Genomic DNA, 15,634 nt, shown 5'->3' on the forward strand with positions numbered 1-15,634 from the left:
GATGGTTAGTTGGTTCGACCGTACTTCTTGAACGTCTCTTTCCAGTCTTCCGTCAGCGCATCCAGGACTTCCTTGGCTGTCCCTTCTCCTCCCACGACATATGGGTAGAGACGCTGGTTGGCGGCCGTCAGCAACTCGGCGTATTCCGGCACGGCCCAGAAGTCCTTAACCTTGAACATGGTCTGGTAGAACGCCTCGTTGTAAGGGGTCGCGTTGCGGAACTCATCACTTTCCAGTGTCTTCGCGTGCGCGGTGTATCCGCCGAGTTCAGCCCAGCGCTTCTGGACGTCGTCCTGGATGAACCATTCCAGGAACTTGTAGGATTCGTCGATGTTGTCGGAATACGACACGATCGAGATGCCCTGTCCGCCGAGAGCAGCGAACTGGTCGCCGTCCGGTCCCGCGGGGTTCGCGAAGAAGCCCGTGTTCTCGGCATTCGGATTGGTTGCAGGATTAACCAGCGCCGGGAAGAAGGCGAAGTAGTTCATGGACATAGCCGCCAGGCCTTCGGTGATCGCCTGATTGTTTTCCACGAAGAAGGTCTTCGACCATCCCGGAGGCGTGTACTGGTAGAGCTGGCGATAGGCTTCGAGCGCTTCGACCGCCTGGTCGGAGTTCAGGATGCCCTCGACTTCATAGGTTTCGTAGTCGCCGAGATCGGCGCCGTAGGAGAACAAGGCGTTCTCGACGCCCATTACCAGACCGTCATAGGAATTGTCAGTATAGATGGCGATCCCGTAGCGGTTTTCGTCCGGCCGATGGAAGAATTCGGCAATGTCTATCAGTTGCTGCCAGGTCTCGGGTACGGCGAGCGGGTAACCGTATTTCTCCTCGAAGGCTTTCATCTCCTCCGGATCCTCGAACCAGTCTTTGCGATAGGACCAGCCGACTGCGTCGCCCTCGGCCGGAATTGCCCAGAACTTGCCGGAATTGCCCGGATACTCTGCATAGTATTTTACGGTAGCCGGAGCCATGACGTTGCCGAGGTCGTGTTCCTTGAAGAACTCGGTCAGGTCGACATAATGGCCGCCTTCAGAGGCTGCGCCGAGCCACTGGCTGTCACCGACGATCATGTCGTAAGCGTTGCCGCGGGCGTTGAATTCGGTGAAGGCCTTCGTCTGGAAGTCCTGCCAGGGCGTGGTCTCGACGGTGACCATCACTCCGGTTTCTTCCTCGTATTCGTTTACAAGTTCCTGCAGATAGTTTGCAGGATCCCATTCAGCCCAGAAGATTGTAAGTTCCTGGGCGTTTGCAGAAGGCGCCCAAAGCGCCAGCACTGCGGCGCCGGCAAGGAGCCGGCAAGCATAACTTCTCATTTCGATTTCCTCCCAATTTAATTGCATGGCGGTCTCGGTTCCAAGAACCATCAAACAATCCTCACCGCCTGTCGCTTCGGAAATGTCACCGTTACGATAATAAATTTGGTATTACCAGATTGCCTTGATTGTCAAGGAGGTGTTTAAATCCTCCCAAACGATTTAAATGTTGGACAGTCGATGTGTCTTTCCTCCAAAATAAACAATTTTCCTAGTCCAACCATGTCTCCGAACAGTGCGTGTGCTATGCCCGGAAGGTTGTTGGAAAGGCCAAAACTGGCCAGACCAGATCGGGTGGTGTCAGACATCGGCGTTCTCCTTCGCATCGCATTGGGCCGCCGTTATCATCGCCTGCGCGGCCCAGAGCGCCGTGTCGCGGGCCTCTTCATCGTCAAGGCCCCATATGTCCTTCAGGACAACCATGGCTTCGATGCCGAAAGTCAGCGACAGAGCCTGATTGAGCCGTTTTCTCTGCGCCTCGGGGAGATCGAGTTCGCGTATCGCGCTGGCCAGAAGCTGACGGCGATGTCCCCGGCCCAGAGTAGTGTCCGCGCCATCGGATTCAAGCGACTGCCGAAGAGCGGCCCGGAAGGTCGCCTCATGTTCGTAGAGTCTGGGAAAGGCCGTCGAGAAAAGCGAGTCGATGCGGTCTCGTCCCGATGCGCCGTCGTCCCAGTCGAGGATCGGACCAAGCGCTTCTGCCACCACCGCGCGAAGCATATCCGCGCGTGTCGGAAAATACCGGTAGGCGGTCGATCGAGATACGCCGGCGGCTTCCGCCACTTCGCTGACAGAAGGAGACAGTCCGCGGCGCATCATGTCGTTCGCTGTGTTCACCATCAGAGCCCAGGTCCTCGCCGACGCGCCCTTGAGCGCAGTTGGATGGTCGCCGGTTTCGTTGCGTTGACGTGGGACATTCATCCCAATATGGTACTGCAGTCCCATTTTCGGTCAAGTGGGTTTTTCAGAAGGCCGCAATCAGAATGGCCGCTGGGTTCAGGGAGAAATGCGTTTTGCGCGTAGTTCATGTTGTCGGCACAGCCGACACCAAGGGAGAAGAGCTTGCATACCTGCGCGATCTCATCGTCGCCGCAGGGCAGGAATCCGTCATCGTCGATCTGGGAACCCGAACCCCGCAGACACTGACGGACATTAGCGCGAAAGACGTCGCATCCCTTCATCCTGATGGTGAGGAAGCCGTATTTGGCGCCGACGATCGCGGAACCGCCGTATCGGGGATGGGAACTGCATTCGCGGAATGGTGCCGGCGTCATTCCGAGGAGATTGCCGCGATCATCTCGGTCGGCGGCGGCGGCGGAACCTCCATTGCTTGCGCGGGCATGCGGCAACTGCCTTACGGCGTCCCGAAATTCATGGTTTCCACACTCGCCTCCGGCGACGTGGCGCCATACATCGGCACGTCCGACATCATCATGGTCCCTTCTGTCACCGATATTGCCGGGCTGAACCGCCTGAGCCGGGTGATCCTTTCGAATGCGGCCCATGCGTTGGTCGGAGCGGTAAATTCTCCGCCGACGGAGGTCGATGACGAAAAGCTCGCAATCGGTCTGACGATGTTCGGTGTGACCACACCGTGCGTGAACGCCATTACGGATCGGTTGGGTTCGCGATACGATTGTCTTGTATTCCATGCGACCGGAACCGGCGGGCGTTCCATGGAGCGACTGCTCGAGCAGGGTTTCATTTCCGGTCTGGTCGACATAACCACGACGGAGATTGCGGATCTGCTCTTCGGCGGCGTCCTCGCCGCAGACCCGGACCGCCTGGATGTCGTGGCGCGAACCGGCGCACCCTGGGTCGGTTCGGTCGGAGCGCTCGACATGGTGAATTTCTGGGCTCCGGAAACCGTTCCGGAACCATATCGGGACAGGAAGTTCTACCGACACAATCCCAATGTGACTCTCATGCGGACTTCGCCGTCGGAAAACGCGGAAATGGGCCGCTGGATCGCGAACAAACTCAATAGATGCAGTGGTCCTGTGCGGCTGCTGCTGCCTGAAAAGGGTGTGTCGGGGCTCGATATCGAAGGCGGCGAGTTCTGGGACCCGCAGGCGGACGCCGCTCTGTTCGACGCCATTCGCGACAGCATTGATGATCAGAGCCGCCTGGTTTTCCTGCCTTGCAACATCAATGACCCGGAATTTGCCGATGCGGCAGCCGAGATATTTAAGACGCTGATGGAGACCTGATGACCGCGATCTCACGAAAGACCATACTTGAACGCTTCCGTTCGATGATCGGGGAGGGCGTGCCGATTATCGGTGGCGGCGCAGGCACCGGTCTGTCGGCCAAATCCGAGGAAGCCGGGGGCATCGACCTGATCATTATCTACAATTCAGGTCGCTACCGCATGGCTGGCCGGGGCTCTGCCGCCGGTCTGCTCGCTTACGGCAACGCCAATGAAATCGTAAAGGAAATGGCCCTGGAGGTTCTGCCGGTCGTCAAGCGCACGCCTGTCCTTGCCGGCGTCAACGGCACCGATCCATTCATCCTCATGCCGCAGTTTCTCAAAGAACTGAAGGATATGGGTTTCTCCGGTGTGCAGAATTTCCCGACGGTCGGCCTTTTCGATGGCGCGATGCGGCAAAGCTTCGAGGAAACCGGCATGGGTTTTGGCCTCGAGGTCGACATGATCGCGTTGGCGCACGAGCAGGACATGCTGACGACGCCGTATGTCTTCAACGCCGATGAGGCCGTCGAAATGACGAAGGCTGGCGCGGACATAGTGGTCGCGCACATGGGCGTGACGACGGGCGGCGCTATCGGCGCCACGTCGGCCAAGAGCCTGGACCAGTGTGTTTCGGAGATTGACGAGATCGCCAGGGCCGCGCGGAGCGTTCGCGAAGATGTCATTCTGCTTTGCCATGGCGGCCCGATCTCGATGCCGGAGGACGCGGCCTATGTGCTTTCACACGCCGACCGGATCCACGGTTTCTATGGCGCATCATCGGCCGAGCGGCTGCCGGCTGAACGGGCGATCGCCGACCAGATACGCGCCTTCAAGGCGGTCAATGTTAAGAGAGGATGAGAATGACGGACGTGAAGGATCTTTTCAAATACCCGGGGGATGTCGACGCCTACGGTTTCGACTGGGGACAGCTCTCCGTGACGCTCGGACCGAAAGTGAACGATGCAAAGCAGTTTTCGGCGGCTGTGGTGACCGTGCCGCCGGGGCAGGGACATGCACGACACAACCATCCCGGCTCCGAGGAAATCATCTTCATCCTCAAGGGAGAGGGCGAACAGATGGTCGAGGATGAGGCGGGCAATCCGCATACCGAAACGGTCGCTGCCGGCTGTTCGGTGTTCATTCCCGAAAGCCGATACCATTCGACGCTCAACATTGGTTCGGAAGAGATGCAGATTTTCGTGGTGTACTCGCCTGCGGGTCCGGAAGAGCTGTTGAAGGAAATGCCGGATTTCCACCTTATTCCAGCGGAGGCGTGAACTATGGATGCGAAAAATACCGAAACATTGCCTTACGATTTCGGCCACCTGGACGATCTGATGGAGGAGGCTGGCATCGACGTCCTTCTCGCCACGTCGAAGCACAATGTCCAGTATCTGCTTGGCGGGTATAAATTCATTTTCTTTTCGGCGATGGACGCCATCGGACACAGCCGCTACCTGCCCATCATCGCCTACGTCAGAGGCGCGCCAGAAAAAACCGCTTACATCGCGAACAGGATGGAGGGTATGGAGCACGCCAACAATCCGTTCTGGACCCCGCACTTCAAGCCGGTCGCATGGGGGTCGACTGACGCCATGGCCGATGCGATCAGCCATCTGAAGTCTGCGGCGCCAGCCTCGCCGCGGATCGGCATCGAGCCCGGGTTTTTGCCGATTGACGCCGCCAGAAATCTGGAAGCGGCCTATTCCAATGCGCCTCTTGTGGACGCTTGTGGCGTTCTAGAACGGCTGCGGGCTGTGAAGACGCCAACCGAACTCGCCCTGTTGAAGGACGCCTCGGAGCGTATTGGGAAATCCATGCAGGCGACCATTGCGGCGTCTCGTGAAGGGTCGACCAAGCATGAGATCATCGAGAGGCTGCGTCAGGAAGAGACCGGGCGCGGATTGCAGTTCGAATACTGTCTGTTGACGCTCGGCGCATCGCATAATCGGTCCGCTTCAGGTCAGGCATGGGCGCAAGGCGAGGTGCTGTCGATCGATTCCGGCGGCAATCTCGATGGCTACATCGGCGATATCTGTCGCATGGGCGTTCTAGGCGAGCCAGATGCGGAACTGGAAGATCTGCTTGAGGAAGTCGAAACCGTTCAGAGGGCGGCATTCTCGAAGGTGCGCGCCGGGGCTCTCGGTGGCGACCTGATTGAAGCCGGACAGCAGGCGCTGGCAGAGCAGCCAAACCGGGACAGCACGGATTTCTTTGCCCACGGAATGGGTGTCATCACCCATGAGGCGCCATTTCTGATGACCAATCATCCGGTGGCTTATGAAGGCGTTGACGCCGACAAACCGCTGAAAGCGGGGATGGTCCTGTCTGTCGAAACGACGATGCAGCATCCGAGCAGGGGCTTCATCAAGCTGGAGGACACGCTGGCGGTCACCGAAAACGGTTTCGAGCTCTACGGGAGCGAAGGCCGTGGATGGAACCGCGGCGATATGGCGTGAGCAAAGCGATCGCTTTCCAAACAAAATTGTTCAAGGGAGGAGAATATCATGAATGGCAAACGCATACTGATGCTGATTGGCGAATATTCGGAGGAATACGAAATCTTCGTCGTGCAACAGGCGCTGGAGGCCCTGGGCCATACGGTCGATATCATTTGTCCGGAGACCAAGAAGGGCGATCGGGTGACCACCAGCGTCCACGACTTCGCACCGGGCATCATGACGTGGACGGAGCACAAGGGTCACGCAATTGAGGTGACGCAGGACTTCGACACCACAACAACCGAGAGCTATGACTCCGTGTATATCGCCGGCGGTCGCGGACCCGAGTATATCCGCACCTATGAGCGGGTCCGGGAGATCGTCCGCGAGTTTCATCGCGACGACAAACCGATCGCAGCAATTTGTCATGGCGTGCAGGTGCTGGTCGCCGTACCGGAGGTCATCGCCGGCAAACGGATTTCCGGATTGTTCACGACGCAGCCGGAAATTGCCTTGACAGACGCAACCTATGTCCCGATCGGAGGCAAGGACGCCCTGCGTGACGGCAATCTTGTGACCGCCGAGGGCTGGACGGCGCTCGCGGCCTTCATACGCGAATATCTAGTCTTACTGGGCACCGAAATCGTTCATCACCCGATCGGCGCGCCAGGGGATATGGCGGCCGCCGAATAGAAAACGATGCAGTCCAAATGAGTGATCGTCGGCTTGGTAGCCTCAACGCAGTCACAGGGGAGGCAGGGCGTTGCGCCGGAAAGCTGCGCACTGTTCTCGGCCCGCGTTTGTGCACAGCTGATTTCATGGACGCGGGACGTGGCGCCTACTGGTTCGGAAACGTTCCGGCTCGCAGCACAGCAAAAGCCAGGTGGTGAAGCTCAAACGCGTTCTCTGATGAGGCTATAAATAAAGCGTCATCGGCAGATTGCCTCGCAAAAGATCGATTGATATAACATTATAAAGATTGATCGGAGGCAATGTGGACGCGCTAGACTTTCTCGCAATCGACGCCGTGGTGAATATCTGGACCAAGGAGGCCCTGAGCGGGCGTCCGGACAGGGAGGAATTTTACCGGCGCAAGGTCAAGGTCGATCAGGCGTCCTTTGAAGGCGTGTCGCTTGAAGAGATGATCGAGCGCATGGACGAGGCTGGCATTGAGCAATCTTTCCTGATTGCGGCCAAGGTCGGGACGCTCGGTCATCCGTCCTGCTACCACGTGCCATACGGGCTCGTCGCGGACGCAGTGCAGAAATATCCGGACCGGTTTCTGGGTCTCGCGGGCGTCGATCCGACCGAGGGCATGGCAGGGGTTCGCGAACTTGAACGCGCGGTGCGCGAATACGGGTTCATCGGCGCGCACAGCTACCCGCACTGGTTCGAATTGCCGCCGGATCACGCTCGCTACTATCCGTTCTACGCAAAATGCGTCGAACTCGGTATTCCGATCCAGTTGCAGGTCGGCCAGTCGCTGATCTACGATCGCCGCTATCCGCGTCGCAGCGTAGGACGCCCGATCACCTTCGATACTGTCGCCTGCGACTTTCCGGAACTCAAGCTCATCGGCATTCATGTTGGCATTCCATGGACGGACGAGATGATCGCCATGGCGTGGAAGCACGAGAATGTGTTCATCGGTTCGGATGCGCACGCGCCTGCCTATTGGCCGGCGAATTTCGTCCAGTACATAAACACCTACGGTCAGGACAAGGTGATCTTCGGGACGGATTTCCCGGTGCTCGATTTCGCCAGGACCATGAAGCAGATCGATGATCTCGATCTGCGTCCGGGGCCGCGACGCAAGTTTCTGCGCGACAATGTGCTGCGAATCTACAATCTGGACAGCGCGTCGTGAATCTCGCCGAGGCGCTTGAAATCCACGCCCGCGCGCGGCCGCTGCACCCGGCGGTCATCGCCGGCGATTTGACGGTCACCCATGGCGAATTTGCAGAGCGTGTGCGCAACGCCGCGGCGGGTCTGGCGGCCCTGGGCGTCAAGCGTGGCGATGTCATCGGGCTGTGCCTGCGCGACACCACTGATCACCTCGTTCTGCTGTTTGCGTTCGCGCGCGCCGGCATTGTCACGCTGCCGATCGACTGGCGCTGGACGGTTGCGGAAAAACAGAGCGTTGCGAAGCATTTCGAAGCGGCGGTAGTTTTCTGTGAAGACGATCAGCAGGACATTCCGGATGTGGCTGTCAGGACCATGGCAGATCTGGCTGCCGCTTCGCATGGCGAGGGGGAGATTGTAGAATCGCCCGACGGCTCCTTGCCGCTGCTTCTGTCGCTTTCCTCCGGCACGACGGGGAGGCCAAAAGGGCCGAGAATCGACCATCGCCACATGCTGCGTCGCTTCTGGACGCACTGGATCAATTTCGGGCTCAACAGCACCGACCGTTATGTCTCGGCGACGCCGCTCTATTTCGGCGGCGGGCGCACTTTCTCCATGTCCGTGCTCTTCAGCGGCGGAACCGTGGTGCTGTATCCGCCGCCTTTCGATGTCGCCGATTTGCCGGGCGAGATCGCCTGCATCGACGCGACGAGCATCTTTCTGGTGCCGGCGCAATTGCGCAAGCTGCTGGATTTGCCAGACGAAGCAACCGCGCCGATGAAGCGGCTGCGCCTTCTCCTGTCAAGCGGCGCGCCTTTGACGGGCGACGAGCGACATGAGATCGGCGCGCGCCTCTGTGAAAATTTCGTGGAATATTACGCCTCGACCGAAGGCGGCGGCGTATCCTATTCGGACGCCGTCACGCAGCGGCGCCATCCGGATTCGGTCGGCTTGCCGGTTTTTGCGGTCGAGGTGGACGTTGTCGATGAAGACGATAAACCGCTTCCTGCCGGCGCGGTCGGTCACTTGCGCTATCGTGGGCCAGGCGTGGCTGACGGTTTCTACCGGGAGGAAGCGACGGAAAAATCGGCCTTCCGGCACGGATGGTTCTATCCGGGCGATCTCGCTGAGATCAACGAGGAAGGCTACGTCTTTCTGCGGGGGCGGGCCAAGGACATGATCATTCGGGGAGGGGTGAACATCCATCCAACCGAGATCGAGTTCGTGCTCCAGTCGCATCCGAATGTCGCCGAGGCAGCGGTCGTCGGTCGCGCTTCAAAGATAATGGGCCAGGAGGTAGCCGCATATGTCGTGCTCTCCCGCAACATATCCGACGACGACCTTGTCGTGTGGTGCCGCGAAAGGCTCGCGCCTTACAAGATCCCGCGCGACCTGATCCGTCTGGCCGAACTGCCGCGCAACAGCGCCGGAAAGGTGCTGAAATCCGAACTGCCGCCCCTGCCGGAGGACCTGTAGCAATGGAATCGCTATCGTCGGCGTTCCCGAGGTTCGAAGACCTGCTTTCCGCAGCCATCGAGTCTGGCGAGATACCGGGCGCCTCGACAATCGTGACGTGGAAAGGCGTGGACTACGGCTGGCATGGCGGCTACCGGGATCGTGGCGAGGCGTCGTCCATGCGCGAGGACACGATCTTCCGCATCGCCTCGATCACAAAGACGGTCACGTCGATCATCGCCATGCATTTCGTGGAGCGCGGAAAATTGCGTCTTGGCGAACCGGTTTCCAGCTACTTTCCCCAGTTTGAGAACCTGTCGGTGGGCGTCGAGATCGAGACGCCCTCAGGCCGCGTTCTCAAACGCGTGCCGGCGGAGCGCCCGGTACTCGTTTATGACCTTCTGCGTCACACCTCCGGCCTGACCTACGGGCAGTTTTCGGATGCGCTCATTCACAAGGAATACCGTGAATGCGGCATGTCGGATTTCGACCAGACATCCGGCGATCTCCTCGACAAGGTCGCGGAACTGCCGCTTGCCTACCAGCCTGGCTCCACCTTCGAGTACGGCATGTCCACCGACGTTCTGGGCTGGCTCCTCGAACTCATCGCGGATCGCAGCCTGGACGACCTCGTGCAGGAGATCGTCGCCGGTCCGCTATCGCTCGAAACATTGGGTTTCTGGCCATCCCCAGACAAGATCGAGCGGATCGCGCAAACGCAGTCGGATCCAGTGACCGGCGAAATCCCGGTATTCGGTTCGAGAAATTTCTATGAGGCCGGTTGGGTGTCCGGCGGGCATGGGCTCTTTGCTTCCGTCTCCGATATCTCCCGCTACGCCCGGATGCTGCTTGCCGGCGGCGAACTCGACGGGACGCGGATCATCGGTCGTAAGACCCTGGAATGGATGACAAGCGATCACCTGCCGCGAGACGTAAAATTCGGGCTGTGCCTGGAAAATCTGGGCGCGCTGGCGCCCACGCCGGAAATGAGGCAGGGCTTTGGTCTCGGCTTCGCAGTTCGCAACCGGATCGGCGGAAATGTGCTGCCGGGATCCGTCGGCGACTTCTTCTGGGCCGGTATCTCTGGCTGCTATTTCTGGATCGATCCCGCCGAGGATCTGTGCGCCGTGCTCATGATGCAGGCGCCGTCCCAGCGCGATATCATGCGCTCCAACATGCGCCAGGCCATCTACGGCCACATCGCCTGATATCAGCAGGCCAGACCCTCAGCCAAAAAACTTGATGCGCTCTGTCAAGACGATTTGTCCAGACACATGGGTGGAATTCGGTTCAATTGGTCTTGCGGCAGATGGTAAATTATGCCTATTGTTATGTTTATATATCAATAGCGACCTGTAGCAGCCTGTGTGATTATCGGCCCATGAACGTTTCCGACCACGGCAAAGGCATGAAACCCTGGCGCGGCCAGTCCTGGCCCCGGACCATGACGGGACGCAGCGCGCTCGTCGAACCGCTTCCCCATCACATTAGCTGCGACTCCCTGCACGTGTCCTTCAAGGCGGACCCGCAGAAGATCGCCAATCTGCTGCCGCCCGGCCTGGAGCCGCTGGAGACGGGTGAGGGATGGGTGATGATCGCCGAAATGGCGAAGGTCAGCGTGGAAGATCCGGACAATGGCTGGAAAGCGCCGGCGCGGTCCTCCTACAATGAATGTGTGCTCGGCTTTTACTGCCGATTTGGCGAGAAGCTGGGCCGCTACAGCGCTCTCGTGTGGGTCGATCGCGACTGGTCGATGGGTATGGGGCCGATATTTGGCTGGAGCAAGAGACTGGCCGAGGTCGATCGAACCCGCCATCAGCTCGCCAATCCGCATTTCGCTGGCGGACCTTACATCCTGGGCGGCACAGTCTCGCGCTATGGCGCCACGATCGTCGAGATGGCGATACGGTTCGACGAGGAACCGAAGTCTCTTGAGCGGCTGCCGGGTCATGGCGGCTCCACCTTCCTGTATCGCTATGTCGCAAGCCCCAGCCCGGATGTGGATGATCTCGAACAGCTTTTCGAGCTTCAACTCGACAATGTCGTGACGCGCAATATCCGGGAAGGGGCAGGCAGTCTCCATTTCGGCAAGGCGCCGGACGAGGAACTGGCTGAACTCGGGGAAGTGACGGTAACCGGCGGCTATTCCTACGAGCGCGGCTGGACGACTGCGCGCAACGCCCGCCTTCTTCACGATTATCACGCATCGTCGCCGTCCGGCGACAAGCCTGATCTGAATTCAACCTACGCCACATCCAAACCACAATAGAAGAGAGAGGAACCATGGCTAAATTCGAAATCAATCGTCGGACTTTCCTTGCAGGCGCCCAGGCGCTGGGCGCAGCGTCGCTGCTTCCCGGTCTCGCCGGCAAGGCGTTCGCCCAGGATCTGACGAAAATGACCTATCTGACGCCCTTCGGCTACCTGATCGGCTTCGCCGAAACGATGTACGCCGACACAAGCGGCATCTTCAAGAAACACGGCCTCGACGTCACCATCGAGGGCGGTCGCGGATCGGCCATGGCCGTTCAGCAGGTCACCGCAAGCAACGCTTTGCTGTCGCGCACAGGCGGCACGGACCTGATCAAGGCCTATGCGAAAGATCCGTCAGTTGTGGCGGTTGCCGAAATCTACCAGAAGGACCTGTTCTTCGTGATCAGCGCCGAAGACGCGCCGATCAAGACGCCCGGAGACATGGCCGGCAAGACCATCGGCATTGTTTCAGCCGGCGGCGCCGTCGAGAATATCCTCGACATGATGCTCGCCACCACCGGCGTGCCGAAGGACGAAGTCAGCCGTGAAGTGGTCGGCAACGCGCCGGCTGCGTTCGAACTCGTCAAGCAGGGCCGCATCGCAGCCTTTATCGCCACCAACGACACGCTATTCCAGCTCAATGTCGACAAACAGCCGGTTTTCGCCTGGTCGACCGACGACGTCGCGCTCTGCCCTGGACAGGTCTACATGACGTCCAAGGCACAGTATGAGGACAACAAGGAAACCATCGCCAAGTTCATCGCGGGCGTTCACGAATGTCTCGGCGTTCTTCTGCAGACCGAAGACCTGGCGCCAGTGATCGAGTCGATGTCCCAGAAATACGACATCTTTGAAGCCAAACGCCCCGACAAGGGCCTCTCGACACTGAAGAACAGCATCAGCAACTATCAGGCCCCCTTTGAAGACAGATTGTTCTCGACGCCTGAGAAGTGGGAGTCAGCCTATAATCTCATGATCGGGGCAAAGCTGATCGAACCGCTCGACGAGAAGAACTTCTACGACGATACGGCGCGCTCGATGGCCTTCTCCTGACGGCTGGAATTGTCTCCTTGCTGCTGCTCATCGATCTGCAGAAATCCTTTTGCGATCCTGACGGATCGATGGCGCGGCAAGGCTGGGACATCGCCGGTCTGAGCGATGCGGCGCGTCGCTGCAACGAACTGGCGTTGCTCGCGCGCCGGGCCGGCGCGCCGGTGGTGTGGACCCGCATGATGTTCGAACCGGATTACTCCGACGGCGGCCGCCTCATATCGGCCCTGCGGCCAAATCTGGCCAGGATCGGCGCGCTGAAACGCGGCAGCGGCGATGAAGAGCTGTCGCAACTGGTCGAGCAGGCTGCAGGAGACGCAATCATCGACAAGGCGCGGTTTTCCGCGCACTACGCCACCCCCCTTGAAGCCATGCTTCGGGCGCGGCAAACAAATGAGATATTCGTCGCAGGCGTGACAACGTCGATGTGCGTCGAGAGCACGGTGCGTGACCTCGGTCAGAGAGATTATCACGTGCGCGTGGTCGAGGACGCCTGCGCCGATTTCGACACACAACGTCATGAAAATTCAATAGGGACCATGGGTTTCGGATTTGCAGAAATTATCGATTTCCGATCAGCCGCAGAGGCGTTTGAACGGGATGGAAGTCATGTCTGACGCGGCGGGTTCGGCAACGGGCGACGGAATCGTTCTTTCCGGTATCGAACAACTGTTCCGGACGAAGGATCAGGAAGTTCTGGCGCTGACCGAAATAGATCTCACGATCTCGGCCGGTGAGTTTCTGGTGCTGTTGGGGCCGTCCGGATGCGGCAAGACAACCCTGCTGCGCATCATCGCAGGCCTTCAGCAGCCGACGAGCGGCTCGGTTGAGGTCGGTGGAAACTCGCTGTGGCGCAACGCCTCGCGCAATGACGCGGTTATGGCGGAGCTGGGCGTGGTCTTTCAGGAAGCGAACCTGTTTCCGTGGATGACTATCGAGGACAACATCGCATTGCCGCTGAAGCTCAGGGGCGTCGGCAAGTCGGAGCGCCGGAAGAGAGCGCGCGAATTGTGCGAGATGGTCGGCATAACCGGTTTCGAGAAGCGGTGGCCGCGGGAACTGTCCGGCGGCATGCGGCAGCGCGCGGCCATAGCGCGCGCCCTGAGTTGCCGGCCGAAGATCCTGCTGATGGACGAACCCTTCGGCGCGCTTGACGCGATGACGCGCGATCAGATGAACAGCGAATTGCAGCGGATCTGGATGGACAGCGGCTGCACCGTCATTCTGGTCACCCATTCCATCCGCGAAGCCGTGTTCCTCGCCGATCGCGTGCTCCTTCTATCACCGCGTCCGGGGCGCATGGACACGATCCGCGACATACCGATCGCGCGACCGCGCGACATTTACGTCCAGTCGACGGCGGAATTCCAGGAAATCGAAACGGATTTGCGCCGGCGTCTCGACACGTTTGGTGAAACCACTGACGAAGGGAGCGGATCGTGATGACCGGCAAGTTGAAATGGCTGATCACGCCTGGTGTTCTCCTGGGTCTTGTTCTCCTGTGGGAAGCCTATGTGGTGGCGTTCAACGTTTCCCCCTTCATTCTGCCGCCTCCGGGCGAGGTGTGGGATTCGCTCGTCATCCTTCTCGGTGAGCCCAAGACCTACTGGAACATGTGGGTGACGCTCTTCGAGACGGTCGCCGGCTTCGTGATTGCGGTCATTCTTGGCGTGTTCTTCGGCGGCGTGTTCGGCAAGGTGCGTGTCCTCGAACAGGCTCTCAATCCGCTGATCGTCGGACTTCAGGTCATGCCGAAGGTGGCGCTGATTCCGCTGTTTATCGTCTGGTTTGGTTTCGGCATGACGTCGAAGGTCGTTCTCGCCGCGGTCATCGCCTTCTTCCCGATCATGACCAACACGATTCTCGGCATCAAATCCGTCGATCCTGGTCACCGCGACGTCATGAAGTGCCTGAACGCCGGCGCCTGGGCGACGTTCCGCAATGTCGAACTGCCAAACGCCCTTCCGTATATTCTCACCGGCATGGAAGTCGGCATCGTGCTCGCCACGATCGGCGCCATTGTCGGCGAATATCTCGGCGGCAGCGAGGGCCTCGGCTACATGGCCGTCGCCACGCTCAACGCCTTCGACGTGAAGGCGATGTTCGCCGTCATTCTCATCCTGACCGTCCTCGGCCTCGTCCTGTACTTCCTGGTGGTGTTTCTCCGCCGGTTCGTCACGCCCTGGCACGAGTCGGTCGCCAACCGGAAATAGCAAGCGAGGAAAGTCGACAATGGCTCCGATCATCGATGTGAGCGTGAATTTCAAGCCGCACAAGGAACTGAAGCTGTACGATGTCCTGGGCATCGATCGCGATACGATGATGCCGGTCGATCCGGAAGGCTACATCGCCAAGATGGACGAAAACGGCGTGGCGATGGCGGGGCTTATCGCAAACGTGGTGCAGAATGGCGTGCACGGAGAGTTGCTGGCGACCCATGTCGACGAGGTCTATCCCGTCCTGCAGAAATATCCGGATCGCTTCTTCGGCTGGTGCGGCATCAATCCGCTCGGCGGCATGGATACGTTGCGCTACATCGAATACGCGGTGAAGGAACTGGGCTTTAAGGGCGTACACGTCTATCCGCACTGGTTCGGTGTGCCGATCAACGACCGCACCTACTGGCCGATCTACGCCAAATGCTGCGAACTGGATGTGCCGATCACGCTGCAGGTCGGACGGCAGTCGCCGCGATCCGGCGGCAAGCTTTGCGGTCGTCCGGTATGGATCGAGGACGCGGCGTTCGAATTTCCGGAACTCAAGTTGATCGGACTGCACATCGGCATTCCGTTCGATTTCGAAATGACGAGCGCGGCGATGTCCTACGAGAATGTCTTCATCATCGCCGACGCGCATCCGCCATCCTCCTGGTCGCCGCATTTTGTCGACTACCTTTCCCGACCGTCCCTTGCGAACAAGGACGGAATCAAGAAAGTAATGTGGGGAACAGACTGGCCGGTGCAGGAACTTGGCCAGTCGATCAGCGAAGTCAGGGCGCTCGATATTTCGGAAGAATCGATGGAAGGCCTGCTGGGCGCCAACGCGGTGCGGATTCTGAACCTCGACGTTCCGGCCGGAGCATGAAA

The 15,634-nt window shown here is 59.3% G+C and carries 16 protein-coding genes; 14 read left to right on the forward strand and 2 right to left on the reverse strand.

What is annotated here, in order from left to right; genetic code table 11:
- Window positions 1-5: 5 nt before the first annotated feature.
- Window positions 6-1,316 (reverse strand): ABC transporter substrate-binding protein, encoded by a 1,311-nt coding sequence (locus AAFN47_RS00205; protein WP_499807130.1) that lies wholly within the window; start codon window positions 1,314-1,316, stop codon window positions 6-8.
- Between the two features lie 300 nt (window positions 1,317-1,616).
- The gene (locus AAFN47_RS00210) at window positions 1,617-2,156 is read right to left on the reverse strand and encodes a TetR/AcrR family transcriptional regulator (protein ID WP_499807131.1); all 540 of its coding nucleotides are present in this window, start codon (window positions 2,154-2,156) and stop codon (window positions 1,617-1,619) included.
- A gap of 173 nt (window positions 2,157-2,329) precedes the next feature.
- On the opposite strand from AAFN47_RS00210, the gene AAFN47_RS00215 reads away from it, so the two are divergent.
- The 14 genes from AAFN47_RS00215 to AAFN47_RS00280 all read left to right on the forward strand — a co-directional run bounded on the left by AAFN47_RS00215 (window position 2,330) and on the right by AAFN47_RS00280 (window position 15,632).
- Window positions 2,330-3,526, forward strand: a complete 1,197-nt coding sequence (locus AAFN47_RS00215; protein WP_499807133.1) for a Tm-1-like ATP-binding domain-containing protein — start codon at window positions 2,330-2,332, stop codon at window positions 3,524-3,526.
- Complete coding sequence (locus AAFN47_RS00220) at window positions 3,526-4,365, forward strand: phosphoenolpyruvate hydrolase family protein (protein ID WP_499807134.1); 840 nt, start codon at window positions 3,526-3,528, stop codon at window positions 4,363-4,365. Before AAFN47_RS00215 ends, AAFN47_RS00220 begins: the two co-directional genes overlap by 1 nt.
- Before the next feature lie 2 nt (window positions 4,366-4,367).
- Entirely contained in the window at window positions 4,368-4,784 is a 417-nt protein-coding gene (locus AAFN47_RS00225) for a cupin domain-containing protein (protein ID WP_499807135.1), read from the forward strand.
- A 3-nt stretch (window positions 4,785-4,787) separates the two neighbouring features.
- On the forward strand, window positions 4,788-5,966 hold the full coding sequence (locus tag AAFN47_RS00230; protein ID WP_499807136.1) for a M24 family metallopeptidase: 1,179 nt from the start codon (window positions 4,788-4,790) through the stop codon (window positions 5,964-5,966).
- A 48-nt stretch (window positions 5,967-6,014) separates the two neighbouring features.
- Entirely contained in the window at window positions 6,015-6,641 is a 627-nt protein-coding gene (locus tag AAFN47_RS00235; RefSeq protein ID WP_499807137.1) for a DJ-1/PfpI family protein, read from the forward strand.
- Window positions 6,642-6,942: 301 nt separating this feature from the next.
- Entirely contained in the window at window positions 6,943-7,815 is an 873-nt protein-coding gene (locus tag AAFN47_RS00240; RefSeq protein ID WP_499807138.1) for an amidohydrolase family protein, read from the forward strand.
- Complete coding sequence (locus AAFN47_RS00245) at window positions 7,812-9,266, forward strand: class I adenylate-forming enzyme family protein (protein ID WP_499807139.1); 1,455 nt, start codon at window positions 7,812-7,814, stop codon at window positions 9,264-9,266. Before AAFN47_RS00240 ends, AAFN47_RS00245 begins: the two co-directional genes overlap by 4 nt.
- A 2-nt stretch (window positions 9,267-9,268) precedes the next feature.
- The gene (locus AAFN47_RS00250; protein ID WP_499807140.1) at window positions 9,269-10,453 is read left to right on the forward strand and encodes a serine hydrolase domain-containing protein; all 1,185 of its coding nucleotides are present in this window, start codon (window positions 9,269-9,271) and stop codon (window positions 10,451-10,453) included.
- 173 nt (window positions 10,454-10,626) lie between these two features.
- Window positions 10,627-11,514, forward strand: coding sequence for an acetoacetate decarboxylase family protein (locus AAFN47_RS00255; protein WP_499807142.1), 888 nt, complete (start codon window positions 10,627-10,629; stop codon window positions 11,512-11,514).
- A 14-nt stretch (window positions 11,515-11,528) separates the two neighbouring features.
- Window positions 11,529-12,551, forward strand: coding sequence for an ABC transporter substrate-binding protein (locus tag AAFN47_RS00260; protein WP_499807144.1), 1,023 nt, complete (start codon window positions 11,529-11,531; stop codon window positions 12,549-12,551).
- Between the two features lie 17 nt (window positions 12,552-12,568).
- Complete coding sequence (locus tag AAFN47_RS00265) at window positions 12,569-13,165, forward strand: cysteine hydrolase family protein (protein ID WP_499807145.1); 597 nt, start codon at window positions 12,569-12,571, stop codon at window positions 13,163-13,165.
- Window positions 13,158-13,991, forward strand: a complete 834-nt coding sequence (locus AAFN47_RS00270) for an ABC transporter ATP-binding protein (RefSeq protein WP_499807146.1) — start codon at window positions 13,158-13,160, stop codon at window positions 13,989-13,991. The genes AAFN47_RS00265 and AAFN47_RS00270 overlap by 8 nt, the downstream gene beginning before the upstream one ends.
- Complete coding sequence (locus tag AAFN47_RS00275; protein WP_499807147.1) at window positions 13,991-14,761, forward strand: ABC transporter permease; 771 nt, start codon at window positions 13,991-13,993, stop codon at window positions 14,759-14,761. Before AAFN47_RS00270 ends, AAFN47_RS00275 begins: the two co-directional genes overlap by 1 nt.
- Window positions 14,762-14,780: 19 nt before the next feature.
- Window positions 14,781-15,632, forward strand: coding sequence for an amidohydrolase family protein (locus tag AAFN47_RS00280; protein WP_499807148.1), 852 nt, complete (start codon window positions 14,781-14,783; stop codon window positions 15,630-15,632).
- Window positions 15,633-15,634: the final 2 nt, after the last annotated feature.

Source organism: Hoeflea sp. CAU 1731 (assembly GCF_039888615.1).
Lineage (GTDB): Bacteria > Pseudomonadota > Alphaproteobacteria > Rhizobiales > Rhizobiaceae > Flavimaribacter.

What these genes read in the sequence shown, in the direction of transcription:
- AAFN47_RS00205 (WP_499807130.1), bottom strand. Translation starts at nt 1,316, where the DNA reads ATGAGAAGTTATGCTTGCCGGCTCCTTGCCGGCGCCGCAGTGCTGGCG.
- AAFN47_RS00210 (WP_499807131.1), bottom strand. Translation starts at nt 2,156, where the DNA reads ATGGTGAACACAGCGAACGACATGATGCGCCGCGGACTGTCTCCTTCT.
- AAFN47_RS00220 (WP_499807134.1), top strand. Translation starts at nt 3,526, where the DNA reads ATGACCGCGATCTCACGAAAGACCATACTTGAACGCTTCCGTTCGATG.
- AAFN47_RS00225 (WP_499807135.1), top strand. Translation starts at nt 4,368, where the DNA reads ATGACGGACGTGAAGGATCTTTTCAAATACCCGGGGGATGTCGACGCC.
- AAFN47_RS00230 (WP_499807136.1), top strand. Translation starts at nt 4,788, where the DNA reads ATGGATGCGAAAAATACCGAAACATTGCCTTACGATTTCGGCCACCTG.
- AAFN47_RS00235 (WP_499807137.1), top strand. Translation starts at nt 6,015, where the DNA reads ATGAATGGCAAACGCATACTGATGCTGATTGGCGAATATTCGGAGGAA.
- AAFN47_RS00250 (WP_499807140.1), top strand. Translation starts at nt 9,269, where the DNA reads ATGGAATCGCTATCGTCGGCGTTCCCGAGGTTCGAAGACCTGCTTTCC.
- AAFN47_RS00255 (WP_499807142.1), top strand. Translation starts at nt 10,627, where the DNA reads ATGAACGTTTCCGACCACGGCAAAGGCATGAAACCCTGGCGCGGCCAG.
- AAFN47_RS00260 (WP_499807144.1), top strand. Translation starts at nt 11,529, where the DNA reads ATGGCTAAATTCGAAATCAATCGTCGGACTTTCCTTGCAGGCGCCCAG.
- AAFN47_RS00270 (WP_499807146.1), top strand. Translation starts at nt 13,158, where the DNA reads ATGTCTGACGCGGCGGGTTCGGCAACGGGCGACGGAATCGTTCTTTCC.
- AAFN47_RS00275 (WP_499807147.1), top strand. Translation starts at nt 13,991, where the DNA reads ATGACCGGCAAGTTGAAATGGCTGATCACGCCTGGTGTTCTCCTGGGT.
- AAFN47_RS00280 (WP_499807148.1), top strand. Translation starts at nt 14,781, where the DNA reads ATGGCTCCGATCATCGATGTGAGCGTGAATTTCAAGCCGCACAAGGAA.